Source organism: Nocardiopsis sp. iso_40 (assembly GCF_056173285.1).
Map to the genome: position 1 here is coordinate 5,327,367 of NZ_CM149666.1, position 21,018 is coordinate 5,348,384.

Here is a 21,018-nt window from a genome sequence, read left to right on the forward strand (position 1 = left end):
CTCACCGACCCCGGTGAACTGACCCGGGCAGCCACTCTGAACAGGACTTTCGTTCCTTTTCTGAACTTTGTAAGGATTCGGCGGTCAGCGGCGGGAGTCAAAACTCACGTCGGGCCCCGCACTGTCGGTGCCGTACCCGTGTCACCGGGTCCGGGCCGGGATGTTGAGGCGGCCGCCGTCGGCCTGCTCCAGCGCGTCCCGCTGCTCCTCGGGCATGCCCTCGTCGTACTCGGTGACGGTGTACGCGGAGAAGTACCGGGTGCCGTCCGCCTCCACCGGCTCCCCGAGCTCGATCTCGACTTCGTAGGGGTCGTCCTGGCACCCCTGGTCCATGCACCAGGTGCCCAGGACCTCCCCCTCGCCCCGGGCGCCGGTCCCGCTCCACTCGTCCCACTCCATGTCGGAGAAGGTCGTGAACTCGGAGGCGACGTACTCCGTCGGCCGCTGGTCGTCGAAGCCCTCCTCGTCGCCGTACAGGTTGAGGACGTACACCTCCTCCCCCTCCGCGGAACCGCCGTCGGCGGCGGTCTCACCCGAACCGCCGTCGGTGGCCGTCCCCTCGGGGGAACCGTCCGCCTCCGGGGAGTCGCCGCCGGCCGCGGCGCCGTCGTCCTCGGGCTCCTCGGCCTGCCCGCAGGCCGACACCGCCAGTGCCAGCACCGCCCCGGCCAAGAGTGTGCGCTTCATCTCGACTCCTCGCTTGCGACCAGTACGGTCGCGGACAGCGGCGAGGCCCCCCGGCAGATGCCGGGGGGCCTCGGTCCCGCTCTTTTCCGTCACTGGGGCCTCAGGGCCCCGTCACCACACCGGGGTGGTCAGTAGCCGTGACCGTGCTCCGCACGGTCGTGGCTGACGTTGGTGCCCGCCGGGCCGTTGATGCAGTCGCCCGTGGTCTGCGGCGACAGGATCGGCACGTTGGCGCCGACCAGCCCCACGGCCAGCTCGGTGTTGCACAGCTGAATCGGAACCAGCTGAAGGTTCTGGTTGAACTGCTGGTCGCCACCGTGCGACGCGGAGGCCGGAGCGGCCGCGAGCATCGCGCCGAGCGCGACACCGGCGATCGCCGTGGCGGCGGTGAACTTGCGCAGCATCGTCGGATCTCCTAGTCGATGTTGGTGCTGACCGGGCCGTTGATGCAGTCGCCCGTGGTCTGCGGCGACAGGATCGGCACGTTCACACCGGCGAGCAGTCCGACGGCCAGCTCGGTGTTGCACAGCTGGACCGGGACGGCCTGCAGGTTCTGGTTGTACTGCTGGTCGCCGCCGTGCGAGGCGGACGCGGGAGCCGCGGCGAGGATGGCGCCCAGGGCGACACCGGCGATGGCGGTGGCAGCGGTGAACTTACGCATTGTGGGGTTCTCCTAGTCGATGTTGGTGCTGATGGGGCCGTTGACGCAGTCGCCCGTGGTCTGCGGCGACAGGATCGGCACGTTGACACCGACCAGGCCCACGGCGGCACTGGTGTTGCACAGCTGGACCGGAATGGCCTGCAGGTTCTGGTTGTACTGCTGGTCGCCGCCGTGCGAGGCGGAGGCCGGCGTGGCGGCCAGAACGGCGGAGAAAGCGGCACCAGCAACGAGGCCGGCAACACCGAGCTTACGCAGCATTGAACTACCCTTCGAAAAAGTTTGAGATATCGTCTCGGTCGAGCTAATTGCCGGAACTAGCTGATGTTGGTGCCGACGGGGCCGTTGACGCAGTCGCCGGTGGTCTGCGGCGACAGGATCGGGACGGTGACGGCGACCAGGCCAACGCTGCCGGTCAGGTTGCAGGACTGCACCGGAACGAGCTGGAGGTTCTGGTTGAACTGCTGGTCACCACCGTGCGAGGCGTGAGCGGGAGCCCCCATGAGGAGCGCACCCATCGCGGCACCAGCGACCAGGCCAGCAGCGGTCAGCTTCTTGATCATGTTTCCCCCGGAAATCAGGCGAGGCATTGACAGAAAAAGACGCAGGCGCTTTTGCACCTGTGTCGCGGTGGACTGATGCAATCATCATCCGCCCCCCAGTTTTTGTCAACGCCGAAACCCGGAGTTCAGTTTGTCCAAATTGCCAGAGGAATTCCATTCGTCCCATAAACCAAATAGGACAATCCTGTGATTTATCAGCACGCCCGACGGGCGGGACGACGGGCAGTGCTCACCCAGAGTGATTTTTCTGTGTCCGGAGCGTGACACTCCCGCAATCGCCCGAATCACCTGACTCTCCGTGATGGGGGACACGGAGAGTGAAGAGGGGCGTCGGGTGGTCAGACCGCCCCCGGACACGACGAAGCCCCCGGTACCTCGGGTACCGGGGGCTTCGCTCCCCTGTGGCAGGTCAAGGATTCGAACCTTGGAAGGCTAAGCCGACGGATTTACAGTCCGCTCCCATTGGCCACTCGGGCAACCTGCCTGGGCTGCCGGGACGCTTGGCGTCGCCGTGCATGAACGACCATAGCGGATGATCGGCCCGAACCTGAAATCGATAAACCCGGCGCGTTCCCGGCAGGCTCTCCCGGACGGAGCGGACGGTGCGCAGCTAAGCTCTGAACCCGGCCCGGACCGGGCCGAACGAGACGCGCACGGGCGCCCGTCGGCGCCCGTGACCCATGAGACGTAGCGGGATGTGAGAGTACGTGGCCGCCGAATCCAGTTTCGACGTGGTGTCCAAGCTCGACCGTCAGGAGGTCGACAACGCCCTGAACCAGGCGGGCAAGGAGCTGGCCCAGCGGTTCGACTTCAAGGGCACCGGGACCACCATCGCCTGGCAGGGCGAGAACGGCATCGAGATCAAGAGCGGCTCCGAGGAGCGCGCCGCCGCCGCTCTGGAGGTCTTCAAGGAGAAGCTGATCAAGCGCAAGATCTCCCTGAAGGTCCTGGACGCCGCCGAGGAGCCCAAGCCCTCCGGCAAGGAGTACCGCCTTCCGATCAACCTGAAGGAGGGCATCTCCTCCGAGGACGCCAAGAAGATCTCCAAGCTCATCCGGGACGAGGGGCCCAAGGGCGTCAAGGCCCAGATCCAGGGCGAGGAGCTGCGCGTCAGCTCCAAGAAGAAGGACGACCTCCAGGGCGTGATGAACCTCATCAAGGAGAAGGACTTCGACCTGGCGCTCCAGTTCGTGAACTACCGCTAGCCCTCCCGAAGGACCGAACGGCCGCCCGCCCCCTCCCGGGGCCGGCGGCCGCAGCGCTGTCCGGGGCCGTACCCGCCCGTGCGGGCCCCGCTCGGTTCAACCCATGTCCCACCTGCGACGCAGTTCCCGCAGCCGGTGGATCCTCTCCTGGACCGGCGGGTGCGCGGCGAACAGGCGGCCCACCCCGCCCGGGAAGGGGTTCGTGGTCATCAGGTGCGCGGCGGCCAGCAGGACGCGCTCCCGGGGCAGCGGGTGGGCCCGGTTGCCCGACTCCAGTTTGCGCAGCGCGTCAGCCAGTCCCAGCGGGTCTCCGGTGATCTCGGACGCCCTCTCGTCGGCCCGGAACTCCCGCGCGCGGCCCACCCCGCAGTAGACGACCACCGCCGCCAACGGGGCGAGCAGGACCACCATCAGGCCGCCCAGCAGGTCGGGCAGGTCCGTCTCCTCCGAGTCCCCCAGCGGAATCAGGAAGGAGATCGCGGTCAGGGCCGTGATGAGCGTGGTCAGTGTCGCCGCCACCGAGCTGGTCAGGGTGTCGTGCGCGCGGATGTGCGCCAGCTCGTGGGCCAGGACCCCGCGGAGCTCGCGTTCGTTGAGGGTGCGCAGGAGACCGGTGGTGCAGCACAGGACGGCGCGGCGCGGAGTGCTCCCGGCGGCGAAGGCGTTGGGGGAGCGCACCGGGGACAGGTACAGCTTCGGCATCGGCTGGCGTGCGGTCGTGGCCAGTTCACGGACCATCCGGTAGAGCTCGGGGCGTTCGATCTCGCTGACCGGTCGGGCCCGCATCGCCCGCAGCGCCAGGGTGTCCCCGAAGAGGTAGACCAGGATTCCGGCGCAGGCCACCAGCGCGACCGCGAGCTGGACGCCCTTCCCCGCGCCGCACAGCCAGCCGGCCGCGACGGCGGCCGCCGAGACGCCGGCGAACAGTCCGACCGCGCGGATCGCGTTGACGTGCACACGCCCTCCCTCCGCTGTTCGCCGCTGCCCGGCTTTGGATGCGTACATGGTGACAAACGTGCGGGTCGGCGTCTTGCGTTCCCCATGTGACCAGCTGTCGGTCACATCCCGCTTCCGGGTCGGCGGCGGAACCCGCGGCGGAACCCTCTGTGACAATGGCCACCCGCCCCGCCCCTGACCGGGGCCCACGACCTATAGTGCGAACGTGGCCCTTGTCACTCCGCGTGCCGAGGAGGGGGATACCCCCGCCGAGGTGAGCGGAGGGCCGTGTCGTCGTAGGTTGGCAGCCGCACGGCCCGGTCGCGGTTCCGGACCGCCGAACGCCGCGCTGGGTTGGCGCACCCAGCACGTGCGGGGGGCCACGCCGTCCTCCTGTCCCCGACCCACAACCCGGCTCGCAACGGTGCGGCAGGTCCGGGGGCAGACAACCGAGCGCCGCCGCCCGTCATGACCGGCGGCTCACCAAGGAGGTCGTCGATCTCAGTGGCCAAACAGATCGAACAACTCGACCGGGTCATCATCCGCTTCGCCGGGGACTCCGGCGACGGTATGCAGTTGACCGGTGACCGATTCACCCAGGAGACCGCGTCGTTCGGCAACGACCTGTCGACCCTGCCGAACTTCCCGGCGGAGATCCGCGCCCCCGCGGGCACCCTCCCCGGCGTCTCCAGCTTCCAGTTGCACTTCGCGGACCACGACATCATGACCCCGGGGGACGCTCCGGACGTGCTGGTCGCGATGAACCCCGCCGCCCTCAAGGCCAACCTCGGCGACCTGCCGCGGGGAGCCACGGTCATCGTCAACACCGACGAGTTCACCAAGCGCAGCCTGGCCAAGGTCGGGTACACGGTCGACCCGCTCACCGACGGGACGCTGGACGCGTTCAAGGTCAGCGCGGTGGGTCTGACCTCGATGACGGTGGCGGCCCTGGCCGACTCCGACATCTCCAAGAAGGACGCCCAGCGCGCGAAGAACATGTTCGCCCTGGGGCTGCTGTCCTGGATGTACAACCGGCCGACGGAGGGGACGACCTCGTTCCTGAAGTCGAAGTTCGCCGGAAAGCCGGACATCCTGGCCGCCAACCTCACGGCGTTCCAGGCCGGGTGGAACTTCGGTGAGACCACGGAGGACTTCGCGGTCTCCTACGAGATCAAGCCCGCGCGGCTCCCCGCCGGCACGTACCGGAACATCACCGGGAACCTGGCGACCGCCTACGGGCTGATCGCCGCCTCCCAGCGGTCGGGGCTGCCCCTGTTCCTGGGCTCGTACCCGATCACCCCGGCTTCGGACATCCTGCACGAGCTGTCCCGGCACAAGCGGTTCGGGGTGCGCACCTTCCAGGCCGAGGACGAGATCGCCGGGGTCGGCGCGGCCCTGGGCGCGTCGTTCGGCGGCTCGCTCGGGGTGACGACCACCTCGGGCCCGGGCATGGTCCTCAAGCAGGAGGCCGTCGGCCTGGCCGTGATGACCGAGCTTCCCCTGGTGATCATCGACGTGCAGCGGGCCGGGCCGAGCACCGGCATGCCCACCAAGACCGAGCAGACGGACCTGCTGATGGCGCTCTACGGGCGCAACGGCGAGTCCCCGGTCCCGGTGGTCGCCCCCTCCTCCCCCGCCGACTGCTTCGACGCGACGCTGGAGGCGGCCAGGCTGGCCGTGGAGTACCGGACCCCGGTGGTGGTGCTCTCCGACGGGTACCTGGCCAACGGTTCGGAGCCGTGGCAGCTGCCCCGGGTGTCGGAACTGCCGACGATCGACCCCGCGTTCGCCGACGGGCCCAACGGTCCGGACGGCGAGTTCCTGCCGTACCTGCGCGACGAGCGGACGCTGGCCCGCCCGTGGGCGGTGCCGGGCACCGCGGGGCTGGAGCACCGGATCGGCGGGATCGAGAAGCACGCCGAGAGCGGCGACATCTCGTACACGCCCGGCAACCACGACCTGATGGTCCGGACCCGTCAGGCCAAGGTGGACGCGATCGCCCGGGACATCCCCGAGCTGGAGGTGTCCGACCCCACCGGTGACGCGGGGGTCCTCGTCCTGGGCTGGGGAGGTACCTACGGGTCCATCACCGCCGCGGTGCGCCGGGTGCGGCGCGCGGGCGGCCGGGTGGCCCAGGCGCACCTGCGCCACCTCAACCCCTTCCCGGCCAACCTCGGTGAGGTGCTGCGGAGCTACGACAGGGTCGTGGTCCCGGAGATCAACCTGGGCCAGTTGTCGCTGCTGCTGCGCGGCCGGTTCCTGGTGGACGTCATCGGTTACAACAAGGTCCGCGGACTGCCCTTCAAGGCGGAGGAGCTCGCGGACGTGCTGCAGGAGGTCATCGACCGTGACTGAGAACGCGAGCCGCGAGGGCGAGCTGGCCGGCCTGCGGCTGGTGCCCAAGTCGGACACCGAGTACAGGATGAAGGACTTCAAGTCCGACCAGGAGGTGCGCTGGTGCCCGGGCTGCGGTGACTACGCGATCCTGGCGGCCTTCCAGTCGTTCCTCCCGCAGTTGGGCGTACCGCGGGAGAACATCGTGATGGTGTCCGGGATCGGCTGCTCCTCCCGCTTCCCGTACTACCTGAGCACCTACGGCGTGCACTCCATCCACGGACGCGCCCCGGCGATCGCGACGGGGCTGGCGACCAGCCGCCCCGACCTGTCGGTGTGGGTGATCACCGGGGACGGCGACGGGCTGTCCATCGGCGGCAACCACCTCATCCACGCGCTGCGCCGCAACGTCAACATCAACGTGCTGCTGTTCAACAACCGGATCTACGGGCTGACCAAGGGCCAGTACTCCCCCACCTCGGAGGCGGGGAAGATCACCAAGTCCTCGCCGGTGGGCTCGCTGGACCAGCCGTTCAACCCGGTGTCGTTGGCGCTGGGCGCCGAGGCGGGTTTCGTGGCGCGGACCGTGGACTCCGACCGCAGGCACCTGACGTCGGTGCTGCGGGCGGCGGCGGACCACCCCGGGGCCTCGTTCGTGGAGATCTACCAGAACTGCCCGATCTTCAACGACGACGCCTTCGAGCCGTTGAAGGACCCGACCGCACGCGACCAGCGTCTGCTCCGGATGGAGCACGGCGAGCCGTTGCGGCTGGGCGAGGACCGGGGCGTGGTCGCGGGCGAGTTCGGCGGTCTGGAGGTCGTGGACGTGGACTCGGTCGGCGCGGACCGGCTGATCCGGCACGACGCGCACCGGCAGGACCCGGGGTACGCGTTCGCGCTGTCGCGGCTGGACTACCCGGCCTTCGAGCACGTGCCGGTCGGTGTGTTCCGGGACGTGCGCCGACCCACCTACGACGGTCTGGTGAACGAGCAGATCGCGGACGCGCGGGCCGAGCGCGGTGACGGCGAGCTGGCCGCGCTGCTGGCCAGCGGGGACACCTGGACGGTCGAGTAACCGGACGGTCGGCAGGGGCCCGGCCGGGGCCCCTGCCGGGCCGGGGTATTCCCCCGGGCGGCGTCGTGAAGTTCACCGGCACCGCCCGGGGTTCCTCAGGGGGTCGCCGGGCTCCAGGCAATACGCTTCCCCCATGCGTATCGTCATTGCCGGAGGACACGGGAAGATCGCTCTGCGGCTGGCCAGGCTCCTGGCCGACCGCGGTGACCGGCCCGTCGCCCTCATCCGCAACCCCGACCACAGCCAGGACGTCGTCGACGCGGGGGCCGAGCCGGTCCTCATCGACCTGGAACAGGCGACGGTCACCGAGCTGACCGAGAAGATCATGGACGCTGACGCCGTGGTGTTCGCCGCCGGCGCCGGGCCGGGCAGCGGTGCGGCCCGCAAGACCACCGTGGACCACAAGGCCGCCTCCCTGACGGCCGACGCCGCCGCGCTCGCCGGGGTGCGCCGCCTGGTGCAGATCTCCGCGATCAACGTGGACCGGCCGGTGCCGGAGGGCACCGACGAGGTGTGGGCCGCCTACGTGGCGGCGAAGAAGGCCGCGGACGACGAGCTCCGTGAGCACGACCTCGACCTGGACTGGACGATCCTGCGGCCCGGGCGGCTGACCGACGAGGCCGGAACCGGCCAGGTGGACCTGGGCGAGGAGGTGGAGCGCGACTCGGTGACGCGTGACGACGTGGCCGCCGTGATCGTTGCCCTGTTGGACGAACCGGGTACGGCCAAGCGGGTTCTCAACCTGGTGAACGGTAGGACACCCGTCGTCGAGGCCGTTCGCGCCGTCGCGGGCCGGCCGCGGGCGTAGGCGCACCGACCTGACAGGCAGGGGGTCTGCCCAGCCTTTTCGGGGGTTCCGGTCCTCTGTGGCCAGATACCCCCATAGGAGGCATGATGGGAGCGGAGCCCGGCGGAATCCCGTCACGGTGGACGCGGGCGACCGGGAACGAACCCGACGGGTGAAGCAGCTCCGCAGAGCAGATGGGTACGGTTATTCATGAGCGTCACACAGGTCGTGCGCGACAGCACGGTCGTCGAGCACGCCAAGGTCGCCGCGCAGCAGAAGCGCCGGATGTTCATCATCCAGCTCGAGGTCAACGCCTACGACGAGGCTTCCAGCAAGCTGCGCCCGGGACTGACCCGCATCCTCGAGGGCATCGAGGAGGCGGGGTGGCGCCTGGAACTGACCACCCCGAGTGAGAGCGGTGAGTCCGCGGCCGCCCGCCTGTTCATCTTCCGTCCGGACGAGTCCGCGAAGGGCGGGGGGAACGAGCAGGCCGAGGCCAGGCAGCCCCACCAGCCGGACCAGTCCGGGCAGCAGCAGCCCTACCCGCAGTACCCGACGGGTGCTCAGCAGCAGGACCCGTACGCGGGTTACGGCCAGGGCTACGGACAGCACCAGCAGCCGTACCCCGGTTACGACCCGCAGCAGTACCCGGGATACGGGCAGCAGCAGCCGGGATACGGCCAGCAGCCCGGCTACGGGCAGCCGTACCCGGGTTACGGACAGCAGCAGGGCTGGTAACCGAGCCCGTCCGCGAACGCGGGGCCCGCACGATCACCGTGCGGGCCCTTTTCTATGTCCGCCTTCGTGCGCCCACGGCGAGCCATGTCGGACAGTGTGTGATTCCGATGCATTCGCCAGAAGCGTGTCTGGGACATGCTTTCGGTTGTGTAACTCAGCCAGGAGCGAAGAGACGACATGTCCGTCATGTCTGTCGTGAAGCCGAAGAAATTCCTTGTGATCTCTGGAATCTTCCCCAAAACTACTTCGAGCACGCGCCTAGCTACGCTAAGTTAATTCCGGCGGCCGCAGCCAACCTGTTTTGCACTTCCGAAAGGTAACCACCATGACCCGTATCGCCAAGGTTTCCGGTTTCGTCCTCGCTACCGGTCTCGCCCTGGGCGCCATGACCGGTACCGCCGCCGCGGACAACAACGCCCAGATCCAGAACATCACCGTCCCCGTCTGCCTGGACGTCCTGAAGGCCTCCGGCTTCAGCGCCAGCGGCTGCAACGTCGTCGACTGGAACTCCACCTCGGGTATCTCCGTCCACGACTAGCACCCGGTCGCCGCGGCCGCCCGTCAGACCTGCCAGAACCAAACACACACAACGAATCGAAGAGGAAGCACAACATGAAGCGCATCACCGCCGTCTCCGGCCTCGTCCTCGCCACCGGCCTCGCCCTGGGCGCCATGACCGGCACCGCCGCCGCGGACAACAACGCCCACATCCAGAACATCACCGTGCCGATCTGCGCCGACGTCATCTCCTTCGCGGGCTTCAGCTCCGAGGGCTGCAACGTCATCTCCAGCACCGAGACCTCGGGCATCTCCGTCAAGAACTGGTAGTCCACGCTCCCAGAGCGCGGATGACGCGGGGCACGGTGTTCCTACACCGTGCCCCGCGTTCGTCGTCCCACCCCGGTGGAGCGGGCAGGACCGGGCGTGCACGCCCACCGCACGGTCCTGCGGTCACCCGCCGCAGACACCCTCCGGCACGCCTTCCACCGGGTCCGTCACCAGCCGCGCGTGCATCCCCGTGTCGTAACGGGAGGTCCCGTAGCGGAGCTTGGCCCGCTCGACACCCTCAGGGCGAAAACCCGCCCGCCGCGCGGCCACGCACGACCCCGGGTTGTTCAGCCGGTGGCCCGTCTCCACCCGGAACAGGTCCAGTCGGTCGAAGGCGAACTCCGTGGCAAGCCTGGCCCCGGCCGAGGCCACGCCCCGCCCCTGCTCGGCCGGGTGCGTCCAGTAGGACAGCCAGCCGAATTCGTGCCTGCGGCTGGACACCGAGACCTGCACGTGCCCGAGGGCCCTGTCCTGGCCGTCGACCACCGCGAACCCGTGCACGTCCCGCTCCTTGGCCAGGACCGCCCGCCCGGCGATCCACTCCAGGGCCTCGTCCGGGGTCCGCGGCACGTCGCTCTCCTGCCTGGCCAGCTCCTCCCAGGCGAAGGCCGTCAACAGCCGGTCGGCGTCGCCCCGGTTCCACTCCCGTACTCGGTACAATCACAGCCCCTCTCACTGACAGCTCGGGTCGCGCCAACCTAGAACCGCGCCGGGGGCGGTGCAAGCCGTTTGCCGGTGCCGTCGGCCGCCCTCCGTCCGCCGGACGGCCGCCCCTCCTGGTCACACCCGCCCGATCCCACGCCCCTGGCCGGAACCGGTCAGGGGCATGTCACGCCAGGCGTGCTGTGGTACGTCTTCCCCGACATGACGGCAACAGAGGTCTTCGAGGAACACCGCCCCCTGCTGAACGGGGTCGCCTACCGGATCCTGGGAACGGCGGACGACGCCGAGGACGTGGTCCAGGAGGCGTGGCTGCGCTGGTCCCGGGTGGATCCGGACGGGATCGACAACCCGCGCGCCTACCTGGTGACCGTGGCGTCCCGGCTTTCCATCGACCGGCTGCGCAAAGCCAGTGCCCAGCGCGAGTCCTACGTGGGCGAGTGGTTGCCCGAGCCGGTCAGCGAGCTGCCCGACGCGGCCGAGCGGGCCGAGCTCGCCGACTCCGTGGAGTTCGCGCTCCTGGTGGTGCTGGAGACCCTCAGCCCGCTGGAACGGGCCGTGTTCGTGCTGCACGAGGCCTTCCAACTGCCCTACGCGCACATCGCCCGGGTCATCGACCGGAACGAGGCGGCCACCCGGCAGTTGGCCCGGCGGGCCCGGGACCACGTACGGGAACGCCGCCCCCGTTTCGAGGCCGACCGGGCGGCGCGCCGCCGCATCACCGAACGCTTCCTCCGGGCCTGCGCGGAGGGCGACCTGGACGGGCTCAAGGGACTGCTGGCCGAGGACGCAACCCTGGTCAGTGACAGCGGCGGCAGGGCCCCGGCGCCCCTGCGGGTGATCCGCGGCGCCGACAAGGTGGGCCGTTTCCTGGCCGCGGTGTCCCGGGAACGCAACACCTCGCGCTTCCTGCGGTCCCTGGGCCTGGCGCCCACGGCACCGCTGCACACGGAGGTCACCGAGGTCAACGGCGGCCCCGCCGCGGTCCTGTCGGTGGAGGGGGTCCCGATCACGGTGCTGACCCTGGACGTCTTCGAGGGCCGGGCCCGGCACGTGTACATGGTGGCCAACCCGGACAAGATGTCGCGTCTGCGGACCGCCGGCCCGTCCTAGGGGCGGGGACACCGCCGTCGTGGGCGGGGGCGGCGCGGATCCCGGTGGATCCGGGCCGGTGGAAACCCGTCGGTAACCCAGCGCGACCCCCGACGCCGGTCCTCCTGCGGCCGAGGAGGCGGCACGCCCGCCATGGCCGCCGGGCACCCGGCAGTTCCTCGCCGACCTGGGATAGGGCGTGCGGAGTCGGCGGGTCGGAGGCACCGGGGACGGAGGGAGCGCCCGGACACGGTCCGCCGGAACGAGCCGCGAGGTGGCACGATACCCTCGTCGGACCGGTCGAACCCCACGTCCGTGGGGCAGGGAACCCGGTGCGATTCCGGGACTGACGCGCAGCGGTGAGGATGACGGACGGGCACGTCCGGGGTGGTCCCCCGGGCAGCCACTGGAGTAGAACTCCGGGAAGGCGCCCCGTACCGGTCGATTCCGAGTCCGAAGACCTGCCGGTAGCGGCGGACACCTCCGCCGAGTCATCCGCGGGCCCGCGAACAAGCCCCTGACCCGAAAGACGTGCATGTCCCTGCCCGGCACCCCGCCCTCCGCCCGAACCCCCCACAGCCGTACCCGGCGCGACCGCTGCCCCGGCGCACTGAGGCCCTGGGCCGCCGACGACGGTCTGCTGGTCCGGCTCCGGCTCATCGGCGGCCGGCTCCGCGCCCGCTCACTGCGGGCTCTGGCCTCCGTGGCCGAACGGCACGGCAGCGGCCGCGTCCACGTCACGGGCCGCGCGAACCTGCAACTGCGCGCCCTGCCCGGGAACGCGGGACGGTTGGGGTCCGAGGTGCTCCGGGACCTGGAGGGGACCGGTCTGCTGCCCTCGGCCAGCCACGAACTGGTACGCAACGTGATGGTCTCCCCGTGCACGGGGCCGAAGGACCCGGCACGCCCGGACGGTGCCGTGCCGGGCGGCGGGCGGGCCGACCTGCGGCCCGTCGCCTCGGCCCTGGACACGATGCTGTGCTCCGTGCCGCGCCGCGCGGACCTGCCCGGACGGTTCCTGTTCGTGCTGGACGACGGATCCGGGGACCTGCTCGACCGCCCCTGCGACCTTGGGCTCGTCGCCCTGGACGAGGGGATCGCACAGTTGCGGATCGGCGGGCACTGGGGCCCGGTGGTACCGCTCGACGAGGCGCCCGCCGCACTGCTGCGGTTCGCGGACGAGTTCCTGGAACGCCGCGGTCAGGGCCCCACGGCTCCCTGGCACGTCGCCGAGCTCCCGGCTCCGCTGGCCGCGCCGGCGGCCCCCGACCCTCGGCTGCCACAACCCTCGCCTCCCCTGCCGTACGGGCCGCTGCCCGGGGACGGGCTCCATCTGCGGGTCACCGACCGGGGACTGGACCGCTCCGCCGTCGAGGAGCTCGCCGAGCGGGCGACCGCCGCGGGCCACGGAGAGCTGGTCGTCACGCCCTGGCGCGGGGTTCTGGTGCCCGGGGAGGTCCGATGACCGCCCCCCGCCGACCGAACCGGCACTACGAGTACGTCGACGACGGCCCCGCGATCTACACCGACTCCTTCGCCACCATCCGTCGCGAGGCCCGGCTGGGGCACCTGCCGGACAACGCCGAACGGCTCGCCGTGCGGATGATCCACGGCACCGGTCAGGTCGGCCTCGCCGACGACCTGGTGGTCCACCCCGACCTGGTTCCGGCGGCCCGCGCGGCCCTGGAGGGCGGCGCGCCGATCCTGTGCGACGCACGCATGGTGGCCGCCGGGGTGACCGCGAGCCGCCTGCCCGGCGGCAACGAGGTGCTCTGCTTCCTCGGCGACGCACGCGTCCCCGAACTGGCACGGGAGTGGGGAACCACCCGCACGGCGGCCGCGGTGTCCCTGTGGGAACCCCTGCTGGAGGGTGCCGTGGTCGCTGTCGGCAACGCGCCCACCGCCCTCTTCCACCTGTTGGAGATGCTGGTCGACGGGGCGCCGAGACCGGCCGCGATCGTCGGCTGCCCGGTCGGTTTCATCGGTGCCGCCGAGTCCAAACAGGCGCTCACCGAGTTCGCCGACCGGCACGGGACCGACATCCCGTACGTGACGGTCCGCGGCCGTCGCGGAGGGTCCGCGATGACCTCGTCAGCTCTGAACGCACTCGCCAAGGAGGAGGAGTGAGAGGACGTTTCCACGGGGTCGGTGTGGGTCCGGGCGACCCCGAACTGATCACGCTCAAGGCGGCCCGCCTCATCCGCGCGGCCGACGTCGTCGCCTACCACGCCGGGGTCGGCAAGCGGTCGAACGCCCACCGCATCGCCGAGGACCTGGTCCCGGCCTCCGCGGTCGAGGAGCAGCTCACCTACCCGGTGACCACCGGCACGACCGACCACCCGGGCGGGTACGCGGGTGCGCTGGCCGACTTCTACGAGGAGTCCGCCGCACGGCTGGCCGTCCACCTGGACGCCGGACGCGACGTCGTCCTGCTCTCCGAGGGCGACCCGCTGTTCTACGGCTCGTACATGTACATGCACGACCGGCTGTCCGAACGGTACGAGACCGAGATCGTCCCCGGGGTCCCGGCGTTCGGCGCGGCCGCCGCAGCGGCGGCGGCACCGCTGGTCCGACAGACCGACGTGCTCACCGTGCTGCCCGGGACCCTCCCCGAGCCGGAGCTGGCCCGCCGTCTGGCGGACACCGACGCCGCGGTGATCATGAAGCTGGGCCGGACCTTCCCCGCGGTGTGCCGCGCCCTGGAGGCGGCCGGGCGGTCGGAGCACGCGGTGTACGTGGAGCGCGCCTCCATGACCGGGGAGCGGCGGCTGCCTGTCGCCGAGGTCGACCCGGCGACGGTGCCGTACTTCTCACTGATCCTGGTCACCGGGGACAGCCGCAACGGCAGGAGGTCCCGGGACCGGGCGGTGCCGGATCCCGTGTCGGGGCCGGAGCCCGCGGCCGCTGCGGCCGGGGGCACGGCGGCCGAACTGCTGGTCGTCGGCCTGGGCCCCGGCCCCGACCACTGGCTCACCCCCGAGGCCTCCGCCGCGCTGGCCGAGGTGGACCACGTGGTGGGTTACGGCCCCTACGTCGACCGCGTCCCGCAGCGCCCCGGCCTGACCAGGCACGCCTCCGGCAACACCGTCGAGATCGACCGCGCCCGCCTCGCGCTCGGGCTCGCCCGTGACGGTGAGCGCGTGGCCGTGGTCTCCGGCGGGGACGCCGGTGTGTTCGGCATGGCCACCGCCGTGTTCGAGGCGGCCGAGGACCCCGCCTACTCGGATGTTCCGGTCCGGGTGCTGCCGGGTGTCAGCGCCGTTCAGGCGGTCGCGGCCCGGGCGGGCGCCCCCGTCGGCGGTGACTTCGCGGTGCTGAGCCTGTCGGACCGGCTCAAGCCCTGGGAGGTGATCGAGCGCCGTCTGCGCGCCGTCGCAGAGGCGGACATGGTGCTCGCGGTCTACAACCCGGCCTCGCGTTCGCGGACCGAGCAGGTCGCCACCGCCCGCGAGGTCCTGTTGGAGCACCGCAAACGCGAAACCGTGGTGGTCGTCGGCCGCAACGTCGGCAGGGAGGGCGAGTCCCTGACGGTGACCACGCTGGGTGAGCTCGACCCCGCCGACATCGACATGCGCTGCCTGCTGATCGTCGGCGCCTCCGGAACCCGCCTCTCCCGTTCGGGCCGGGTATGGACACCGAGGTGGGTGAAGCCGTGACCGTGCACTTCGTGGGTTCGGGGCCCGGAGCAGCCGACCTGCTCACCGTCCGCGCCACGCGGATGCTCAACGCGGCCGACGTGGTCCTCTACCCCGGCACGTACCTGGACCCGGAGGTCCTCACCCACTGCGCCCCCGGGGCCGAACTGGTGGACACCCAGGGCCTGGACCTGGACCGGATCACCGAACACCTGGTCGCCGCGGACCGTGCGGGACGGGACGTCGTACGGCTGACCTCGGGTGATCCCTCGCTGTACTCGGCGCTGGCCGAGCAGACCCGCCGCCTCGACGCGCACGGTGTGGCGTGGAACGTCACCCCGGGGGTGCCCGCCTACGCGGCCGCCTCGGCGCTGGTGGGCCGGGAGCTGACCGTGCCGCTGGTGGCCCAGTCGGTGGTGCTGACCCGGACCAGTGCCCGTTCGACGGCGATGCCGGAGAGCGAGTCGCTGAGCGCGTTCGCGGCGACCCGCGCCACGCTGGTGCTGCACCTGGCGATCCGGCGGGTACGCGAACTCATGGCCGAGATCGAGCCCGAGTACGGCGCGCACTGCCCGGTCGTGGTCGTCTACCGGGCCAGCCAGCCGGGGGAGGCGGTGCTGCGCGGAACCGTCGCCACCATCGCCGACCTGGTGGCGGAGTCGGGGCTGCGGCAGGCCGCGGTGGTGCTGGTCGGGCGGGCGCTCGACGCCGAAGGCGGCGAGTCCTACCTGTACGACCCGGCCCGGCCCCGCTGAGCCCCGCACAGTTCCGGGGCGACCGCCTCAGTGGGTGAAGCGCTTGAGCCCGGCGGTGTCCAGGGTGAGGCCGGCCCCGGGGATCGGCACGGCCTCACCGTAGGAGTGGGCGCTTCGGTCCAGGTACTGGCCACGGACAGGGCGGCTGTGCACCACCACGGCGTTGGCGTCGCGGTCCACCAACAGGTAGACGCCGATACCGGTCTCCGCGTAGGCGGCGGGCTTCTCGACACGGTCGCGGGCGTGGGTGTCGGGATCCCAGGAGGTGACCTCGACCACGGCCAGGACGCCGTCCGGTTCGGCCCACTCCCCCGCCTGGTCGAAGTGACCGATCGGAACGAGGACACCGTCGGGGCGGGCGCGACCGTTGCGGTGGGTATCGACCTTGATGCCCAGCCCGCTGGTGAGGAGGTCCAGATCGGGACGGTGGGCCATGAACTCACGCATCAGCCAGGTGAGGATCCCCGCGTGGGCTCCGTCGGTCACTTTGTGGACCCGGACCTTCCCGCTGAACATCTCCATACGAACACGGTCGGCCTCGAACGCCTGTTCCGCGAGGTGCTCGAACAGGTCAGTCCCCATGGGGAACGTTGGCATGCCGGGCGGCGGGTGGTGCTCTGTGACGGTCATGTGGCCCCCTGAGTGATGCCGGTGGCGGGTGGTGACGACACGGACGCGATCTCCGGCACGAGCGTTCGGTGGCTCGTCGAGGAAGTCGCCGAGCGCGGTGGTTCGGGACCCTCCACACGGCCGGAATAACGCCGGGGAGGGAGCACGGGCATGCCCGTGGTGGAAATCCCGGGAGCCGGGACCGACCGGCTCACTCCGAACGTCACCGGTCGGGCACGGTCAGGCACCACTGGGTGACGGTGCGGGCGGGGGTCCAGCCGGTGAAGGTACCGATGGGCGCGGTTGTCTCCACCGCGATCCGGGTCAGTTCCCCGCCGTGGCGCCGGTAGGCGTCCGCGAGCAGCTGCTCGGTCTCCAGGGTCACCCCGTGCACCACGAGTCGGCCGCCCGGCCCCAGCGCGTCCAGGCAGGTGTCGAGCACGCCCGGCCGGGTGGCGCCGCCGCCGACGAACACCGCGTCGGGGGCGCCCAGCCCGGCCAGCGCGTCCGGTGCCCGGCCGGTGACCACGCGCAGACCCGGGACGCCGAGCCGCCCGGCGTTGCGCCCGATCCGGTCGGCGCGCCCGGGGTCGGCCTCCACCGCCGTGGCCGTGCACGCGGGGTGGGCGCGCATCCACTCGATACCGACCGAGCCCGCGCCCGCGCCCACGTCCCACAGGTGCTGCCCGGGCGCGGGAGCCAGCCGGGCCAGGGCGCAGGCGCGCAGGTCCCGCTTGGTCAGCTGCCCGTCGTGCTCGAAGGCCTCGTCGGGCAGCCCTGTGGCCAGCCCGTACCCCGCCGGTCCGGCGAGTTCCACCGCCAGTACGTGCAGTGCGGGGACCTCCCCGGGCGGGGCGCCGAGCCAGTCGTGGGCCGTGCTCTCCAGCCGTGACTCCGCGGCCGCCCCCAGGTCGCCGAGGACGGTCATCCGGCTGGCCCCGTAGCCCGCGCCGGCCAGCAGGGCGGCGACCGTCCCGGGGGTGGCGGCACCGGAGGAGAGCACCAGGACGCGGCGGCCGGGCGCCAGTTCACGCATCAGCAGCCGCGGATCGCGCCCGACCAGGGTCAGCACCGCGCACCCCTGCGCCGGCCAGCCCATCCGGGCGCGGGCCAGGGACACCGAGGAGACGGCGGGTTCGACGTGCACCGCGTCCGCGCCGAGCAGTTCGACCAGGGTGCCGCCGATCCCCGACACCAGGGGGTCACCGGAGGCCAGCGCGACGACGGCGCGGCCTTCGAGGGAGGCGAGCAGTCCCGGCAGGCCCTCGCGCAGCGGGGAGGGCCAGGCGCGGCGTTCCTGGCTGGGCACGGCCGGCAGCATGGCCAGGTGCCGGTGCCCGCCCAGTACCGTGTCGGCCGCCAGGACCAGCTCGCGCAGCCTCTCGGGCACGCCCTGCCAGCCGTCGGCGCCGACGCCGACGACGGTGATTCGGGGAGGGGACGTCTCGACCTTCATGGGCAGGACGCTATCGTGGCGGCCGAAGGTGTGAGGTGCCCCGGCTGCCCAGCCATCGGAAACGGTGGGGACGGTGCCCGGGGAGAATCTGGGAAGCCCGGTGAGATTCCGGCACAGGCCCGCTGCGGTGAGCCGAGCCTCCGGACAGGAGGACTCGGTAAGTCCGAAGACCGGCCCCGCACCCGCCCATGACCGATGGCGAAACGAGCGGGAGCCTCACATGCCATTGCGGACGTCCCACTACCCCTTCTCCGCGATCGTCGGCTGCGACGCCGACCCACTCGACGACCTGGGCCTGGCGCTCGTGCTGGCCAGCGTCTCCCCGGAGATCGGCGGTGTCCTGGTCCGCGGCCAGAAGGGCACCGCCAAGTCCACCGCGGTCCGGGCCCTGGCCTCCCTGCTGCCGCCGGTCGAGGTCTACCGGAGCGACCGTTTCTCCGTGGACCCCGCCGACCCCGCGCAGGAGTCACCGGACGGCCCCTTCCCCGCGGGCACGGCCGTGGAGAGCCGCCCGGTGCGCCTGGTCGAACTCCCGGTCGGCGCCACCGAGGACCGTGTCCTGGGCTCCCTGCACCTGGAGCAGGCGCTCACGCACGGCCAGGTCGCCTACGAACCGGGGCTGCTGGCGCGGAGCCACCGCGGCCTCCTCTACGTCGACGAGGTCAACCTGCTCCACGACCACCTGGTCAACCTCCTCCTGGACGCCGCCGCGACCGGCCGGGTGACCGTGGAGCGGGACGGGTTCTCGGTGGAGCACGCCGCCCGGTTCCTGCTCATCGGCACGATGAACCCCGAGGAGGGCGAGCTGCGCCCGCAGCTGCTGGACCGGTTCGGGCTGACCGTCGAGGTGGCCGCGCCCGCCGCCCCGGCCGCCCGGGTCGAGGTGGTCCGCAGGCGGATGGCCTACGACTCCGACGCCGCCGCGTTCGCGGAGCGCTACGGCGCCTCCGAGAAGGCCCTGGCCGAGCGGATCGCGGCGGCCCGGGAGACCGTCCGGCACGCCCGCCTGTCCAACGCCGCGCTGTTGAAGATCGCGCAGGTGTGCGCGGCGTTCGAGGTGGACGGCCTGCGCGCCGACATCGTGACCGCGCGCACGGCCCTGGCGCACGCCGCCTGGGAGGGCCGGACCTCGGTCACCCGGGCCGACATCCGCCGCGCCGCCCTGCTGGCCCTGCCGCACCGGCGCCGACGGAACCCGTTCGACGCGCCGGGGCTGGACGAGGAGCTCCTGGACCGGATCCTGGGCGACGAGGAGCCGCCGCCGGACGACCCGGAACCGCCGGGCGGCTCCGACGGCCCCGAGGACTCCGACGACCCCGCCCCCGGCCGGGACTGCGGGCCCGAGGAGGACGGCGACCCGGCCACCGACGGCCCGGAGGCGGACCCATCCCAGGGGCCGGACACGGGACCCGGCCAACCGGACCAGCCCCCCGCACAGCCCCGGGGCCCGGAGGACGCCCAGGACCCGGCCCGGGAACCGGAGGAAACCGAGGCGGCCGAGGGCGACGGGTCCCGGCCCGCGCCGGGCACCACGGTCGGGGCGAGCACCCCCTACCGCCCCCGGACGTTCACCGCCCGGGGCACCGGGATCGGTGCGGACGGCCGGCGCAGCCGCGCCCTCGGCACCCGGGGCCGCCGGATCGGGGCCGAACCCCCCGGCGGGGGCTCGGGGAGCTCGCTCCACCTGGTGGAGACCGTCAAGGCGGCGGCCTCCCGCCCGCACGGCGGCGGCCGGGTCAGCCTGCTCCCCCGCGACCTGCGCGTCGCGGTGCGTGAGGGGCAGGAGAGCAACCTGGTGCTGTTCTGTGTGGACGCCTCCGGCTCGATGGCGGCGCGCAAACGCATGGGCGAGGTCAAGACCGCCATCCTGTCCCTGCTCCTGGACGCCTACCGGCGCCGCGACAAGGTCGGTCTGGTGACCTTCCGGGGGACCGGGGCCGAACTGGTGCTGCCGCCGACCCGTTCGGTGGACACCGCCGCCGCCCGCCTGGACGAACTGCCCGCCGGGGGGCGCACCCCGCTCGCCGAGGGCCTGCTGGAGGCCGCCCGGATCCTGCGGCGCGAGCGCCTGCGCGACCCGAGGCAGCGTCCGCTGCTCGTCCTGGTGACCGACGGCCGGGCCACCGGGGGCCGGGGGTCGGTCGGCCGTTCGCTGGCGGCCGCCGACCACGTCGCCGAACTGGGTGTGGCCACCGTCGTCGTGGACGGTGAGTCCGGCCCGATGCGGCTGGGCCTGGCCGCAGCCCTCGCCACCCGCATGGGTGCCGAGCACCTCCCCGTCAGCGAGGTCAGCGCCGACGCGCTGAGCACCGCCGTGAGAGAAAGGGCCGCCTGATGCCCCAGGGCAAACCGCTCGTCGTCCCCGATGACGGGCTCACCACGCGGCAGCGCCGCAACCAGCCCGTGCTCGCCGTCCACACCGGAGACGGCAAGGGCAAGTCGACCGCCGCGTTCGGGCTCGCCCTGCGCGGCTGGAACCAGGGCTGGCGGATCGGGGTGTTCCAGTTCGTCAAGTCGGCGAAGTGGCGCATCGGCGAGCAGACCGTGCTCGAACGCCTGGGTCAGCTGCACGAGGAGACCGGCGAGGGCGGTCCGGTGGAGTGGCACAAGATGGGTTCGGGCTGGTCGTGGAGCCGCCGCAAGGGCAGCACCGAGGACCACGCGGCGGACGCGGCCGAGGGCTGGGCGGAGATCAAGCGCAGGCTCACCGAGCAGACGCACGACCTGCTCATCCTCGACGAGTTCACCTACCCGATCAACTGGGGCTGGGTCGACGCCGACGACGTCGTGGCAGCCCTGCGGGACCGGCCGGGCCGCCAGCACGTCATCGTCACCGGCCGCCGCGCCGACCCCGGGCTCGTGGAGGCCGCGGACCTGGTCACCGAGATGACCAAGGTCAGGCACCCGATGGACGCTGGCCGCAAGGGCCAGCGGGGGATCGAGTGGTGAGGACCCCGGCGGCCTCCGGGCCGACGGAGCCACCCCGACCCGCGACCCCGC

Annotated in this window: 23 protein-coding genes, 1 tRNA gene and 2 riboswitches; of the genes, 14 read left to right on the forward strand and 10 right to left on the reverse strand. The window is 71.8% G+C overall.

The genetic code is table 11. The features are described from left to right. Positions 1–141: 141 nt before the first annotated feature. The 6 genes from AC0VYD_RS23115 to AC0VYD_RS23140 form a co-directional block, all read right to left on the reverse strand. The gene (locus AC0VYD_RS23115) at positions 142–687 is read right to left on the reverse strand and encodes a hypothetical protein (RefSeq protein WP_475477453.1); all 546 of its coding nucleotides are present in this window, start codon (positions 685–687) and stop codon (positions 142–144) included. 128 nt (positions 688–815) lie between these two features. Further along, entirely contained in the window at positions 816–1,091 is a 276-nt protein-coding gene (locus AC0VYD_RS23120; protein ID WP_475477454.1) for a hypothetical protein, read from the reverse strand. A gap of 11 nt (positions 1,092–1,102) precedes the next feature. After that, positions 1,103–1,348: a hypothetical protein gene (locus AC0VYD_RS23125; protein ID WP_473038000.1), complete on the reverse strand. Its 246-nt coding sequence runs from the start codon at positions 1,346–1,348 to the stop codon at positions 1,103–1,105. A 12-nt stretch (positions 1,349–1,360) separates the two neighbouring features. Then, entirely contained in the window at positions 1,361–1,606 is a 246-nt protein-coding gene (locus AC0VYD_RS23130; RefSeq protein ID WP_191266743.1) for a hypothetical protein, read from the reverse strand. A gap of 56 nt (positions 1,607–1,662) precedes the next feature. Then, positions 1,663–1,908: a hypothetical protein gene (locus AC0VYD_RS23135; RefSeq protein WP_017578673.1), complete on the reverse strand. Its 246-nt coding sequence runs from the start codon at positions 1,906–1,908 to the stop codon at positions 1,663–1,665. A 402-nt stretch (positions 1,909–2,310) separates the two neighbouring features. Further along, positions 2,311–2,392 (reverse strand) — tRNA-Tyr (locus tag AC0VYD_RS23140). Positions 2,393–2,615: 223 nt separating this feature from the next. Between AC0VYD_RS23140 and AC0VYD_RS23145 the strand changes: the two genes are divergently transcribed. Next, positions 2,616–3,113, forward strand: a complete 498-nt coding sequence (locus AC0VYD_RS23145; protein ID WP_191266749.1) for a YajQ family cyclic di-GMP-binding protein — start codon at positions 2,616–2,618, stop codon at positions 3,111–3,113. Positions 3,114–3,209: 96 nt separating this feature from the next. Here AC0VYD_RS23145 and AC0VYD_RS23150 read toward each other — a convergent pair whose 3' ends face one another. After that, a complete protein-coding gene (locus AC0VYD_RS23150) occupies positions 3,210–4,070 on the reverse strand; it encodes a M48 family metalloprotease (RefSeq protein ID WP_475477455.1) in 861 nt (286 codons plus the stop codon). Between the two features lie 483 nt (positions 4,071–4,553). On the opposite strand from AC0VYD_RS23150, the gene AC0VYD_RS23155 reads away from it, so the two are divergent. From AC0VYD_RS23155 to AC0VYD_RS23180, 6 genes are all read left to right on the forward strand, one after another. Continuing rightward, positions 4,554–6,404 (forward strand): 2-oxoacid:acceptor oxidoreductase subunit alpha, encoded by a 1,851-nt coding sequence (locus AC0VYD_RS23155; RefSeq protein WP_475477456.1) that lies wholly within the window; start codon positions 4,554–4,556, stop codon positions 6,402–6,404. Between the two features lie 67 nt (positions 6,405–6,471). Continuing rightward, the gene (locus AC0VYD_RS23160) at positions 6,472–7,458 is read left to right on the forward strand and encodes a 2-oxoacid:ferredoxin oxidoreductase subunit beta (RefSeq protein ID WP_475480351.1); all 987 of its coding nucleotides are present in this window, start codon (positions 6,472–6,474) and stop codon (positions 7,456–7,458) included. A 133-nt stretch (positions 7,459–7,591) separates the two neighbouring features. Beyond that, positions 7,592–8,266, forward strand: coding sequence for an NAD(P)H-binding protein (locus tag AC0VYD_RS23165; protein WP_475477457.1), 675 nt, complete (start codon positions 7,592–7,594; stop codon positions 8,264–8,266). A 189-nt stretch (positions 8,267–8,455) separates the two neighbouring features. Continuing rightward, the gene (locus AC0VYD_RS23170) at positions 8,456–8,983 is read left to right on the forward strand and encodes a hypothetical protein (RefSeq protein WP_475477458.1); all 528 of its coding nucleotides are present in this window, start codon (positions 8,456–8,458) and stop codon (positions 8,981–8,983) included. Positions 8,984–9,308: 325 nt separating this feature from the next. Beyond that, on the forward strand, positions 9,309–9,521 hold the full coding sequence (locus tag AC0VYD_RS23175; protein WP_191266771.1) for a hypothetical protein: 213 nt from the start codon (positions 9,309–9,311) through the stop codon (positions 9,519–9,521). Between the two features lie 74 nt (positions 9,522–9,595). Then, positions 9,596–9,811, forward strand: a complete 216-nt coding sequence (locus AC0VYD_RS23180; RefSeq protein ID WP_475477459.1) for a hypothetical protein — start codon at positions 9,596–9,598, stop codon at positions 9,809–9,811. A 123-nt stretch (positions 9,812–9,934) separates the two neighbouring features. Here the strand turns inward: AC0VYD_RS23180 and AC0VYD_RS23185 are convergent, their stop codons facing one another. Further along, positions 9,935–10,471 carry a GNAT family N-acetyltransferase gene (locus tag AC0VYD_RS23185; protein ID WP_475477460.1) on the reverse strand — a complete coding sequence of 179 codons (537 nt, stop codon included), beginning with the start codon at positions 10,469–10,471 and terminating at the stop codon, positions 9,935–9,937. A 204-nt stretch (positions 10,472–10,675) separates the two neighbouring features. Here AC0VYD_RS23185 and sigJ point away from each other — a divergent pair, with 204 nt between their 5' ends. From sigJ to AC0VYD_RS23210, 5 genes are all read left to right on the forward strand, one after another. Further along, a complete protein-coding gene (sigJ, locus tag AC0VYD_RS23190; protein ID WP_475477461.1) occupies positions 10,676–11,584 on the forward strand; it encodes an RNA polymerase sigma factor SigJ in 909 nt (302 codons plus the stop codon). 260 nt (positions 11,585–11,844) lie between these two features. After that, positions 11,845–12,046, forward strand: a riboswitch (cobalamin riboswitch). 52 nt (positions 12,047–12,098) lie between these two features. Further along, entirely contained in the window at positions 12,099–13,028 is a 930-nt protein-coding gene (locus AC0VYD_RS23195) for a nitrite reductase (protein ID WP_475477462.1), read from the forward strand. Continuing rightward, complete coding sequence (locus tag AC0VYD_RS23200; RefSeq protein WP_452542655.1) at positions 13,025–13,690, forward strand: precorrin-8X methylmutase; 666 nt, start codon at positions 13,025–13,027, stop codon at positions 13,688–13,690. Before AC0VYD_RS23195 ends, AC0VYD_RS23200 begins: the two co-directional genes overlap by 4 nt. Beyond that, a complete protein-coding gene (locus AC0VYD_RS23205; protein WP_475477463.1) occupies positions 13,687–15,219 on the forward strand; it encodes a precorrin-2 C(20)-methyltransferase in 1,533 nt (510 codons plus the stop codon). The genes AC0VYD_RS23200 and AC0VYD_RS23205 overlap by 4 nt, the downstream gene beginning before the upstream one ends. Beyond that, the gene (locus AC0VYD_RS23210; protein WP_475477464.1) at positions 15,192–15,953 is read left to right on the forward strand and encodes a cobalt-precorrin-4/precorrin-4 C(11)-methyltransferase; all 762 of its coding nucleotides are present in this window, start codon (positions 15,192–15,194) and stop codon (positions 15,951–15,953) included. The genes AC0VYD_RS23205 and AC0VYD_RS23210 overlap by 28 nt, the downstream gene beginning before the upstream one ends. A gap of 27 nt (positions 15,954–15,980) precedes the next feature. Here AC0VYD_RS23210 and AC0VYD_RS23215 read toward each other — a convergent pair whose 3' ends face one another. Beyond that, positions 15,981–16,583 (reverse strand): Uma2 family endonuclease, encoded by a 603-nt coding sequence (locus AC0VYD_RS23215; RefSeq protein ID WP_475477465.1) that lies wholly within the window; start codon positions 16,581–16,583, stop codon positions 15,981–15,983. Positions 16,584–16,785: 202 nt separating this feature from the next. Beyond that, positions 16,786–18,018 carry a precorrin-6y C5,15-methyltransferase (decarboxylating) subunit CbiE gene (gene cbiE / locus AC0VYD_RS23220; protein ID WP_475477466.1) on the reverse strand — a complete coding sequence of 411 codons (1,233 nt, stop codon included), beginning with the start codon at positions 18,016–18,018 and terminating at the stop codon, positions 16,786–16,788. 54 nt (positions 18,019–18,072) lie between these two features. Then, positions 18,073–18,210, forward strand: a riboswitch (cobalamin riboswitch). A 28-nt stretch (positions 18,211–18,238) separates the two neighbouring features. On the opposite strand from cbiE, the gene AC0VYD_RS23225 reads away from it, so the two are divergent. Continuing rightward, complete coding sequence (locus AC0VYD_RS23225) at positions 18,239–20,353, forward strand: magnesium chelatase subunit D family protein (RefSeq protein ID WP_475477467.1); 2,115 nt, start codon at positions 18,239–18,241, stop codon at positions 20,351–20,353. Beyond that, the gene (gene cobO, locus AC0VYD_RS23230) at positions 20,353–20,967 is read left to right on the forward strand and encodes a cob(I)yrinic acid a,c-diamide adenosyltransferase (protein WP_475477468.1); all 615 of its coding nucleotides are present in this window, start codon (positions 20,353–20,355) and stop codon (positions 20,965–20,967) included. The genes AC0VYD_RS23225 and cobO overlap by 1 nt, the downstream gene beginning before the upstream one ends. Positions 20,968–21,018 lie beyond the last annotated feature (51 nt).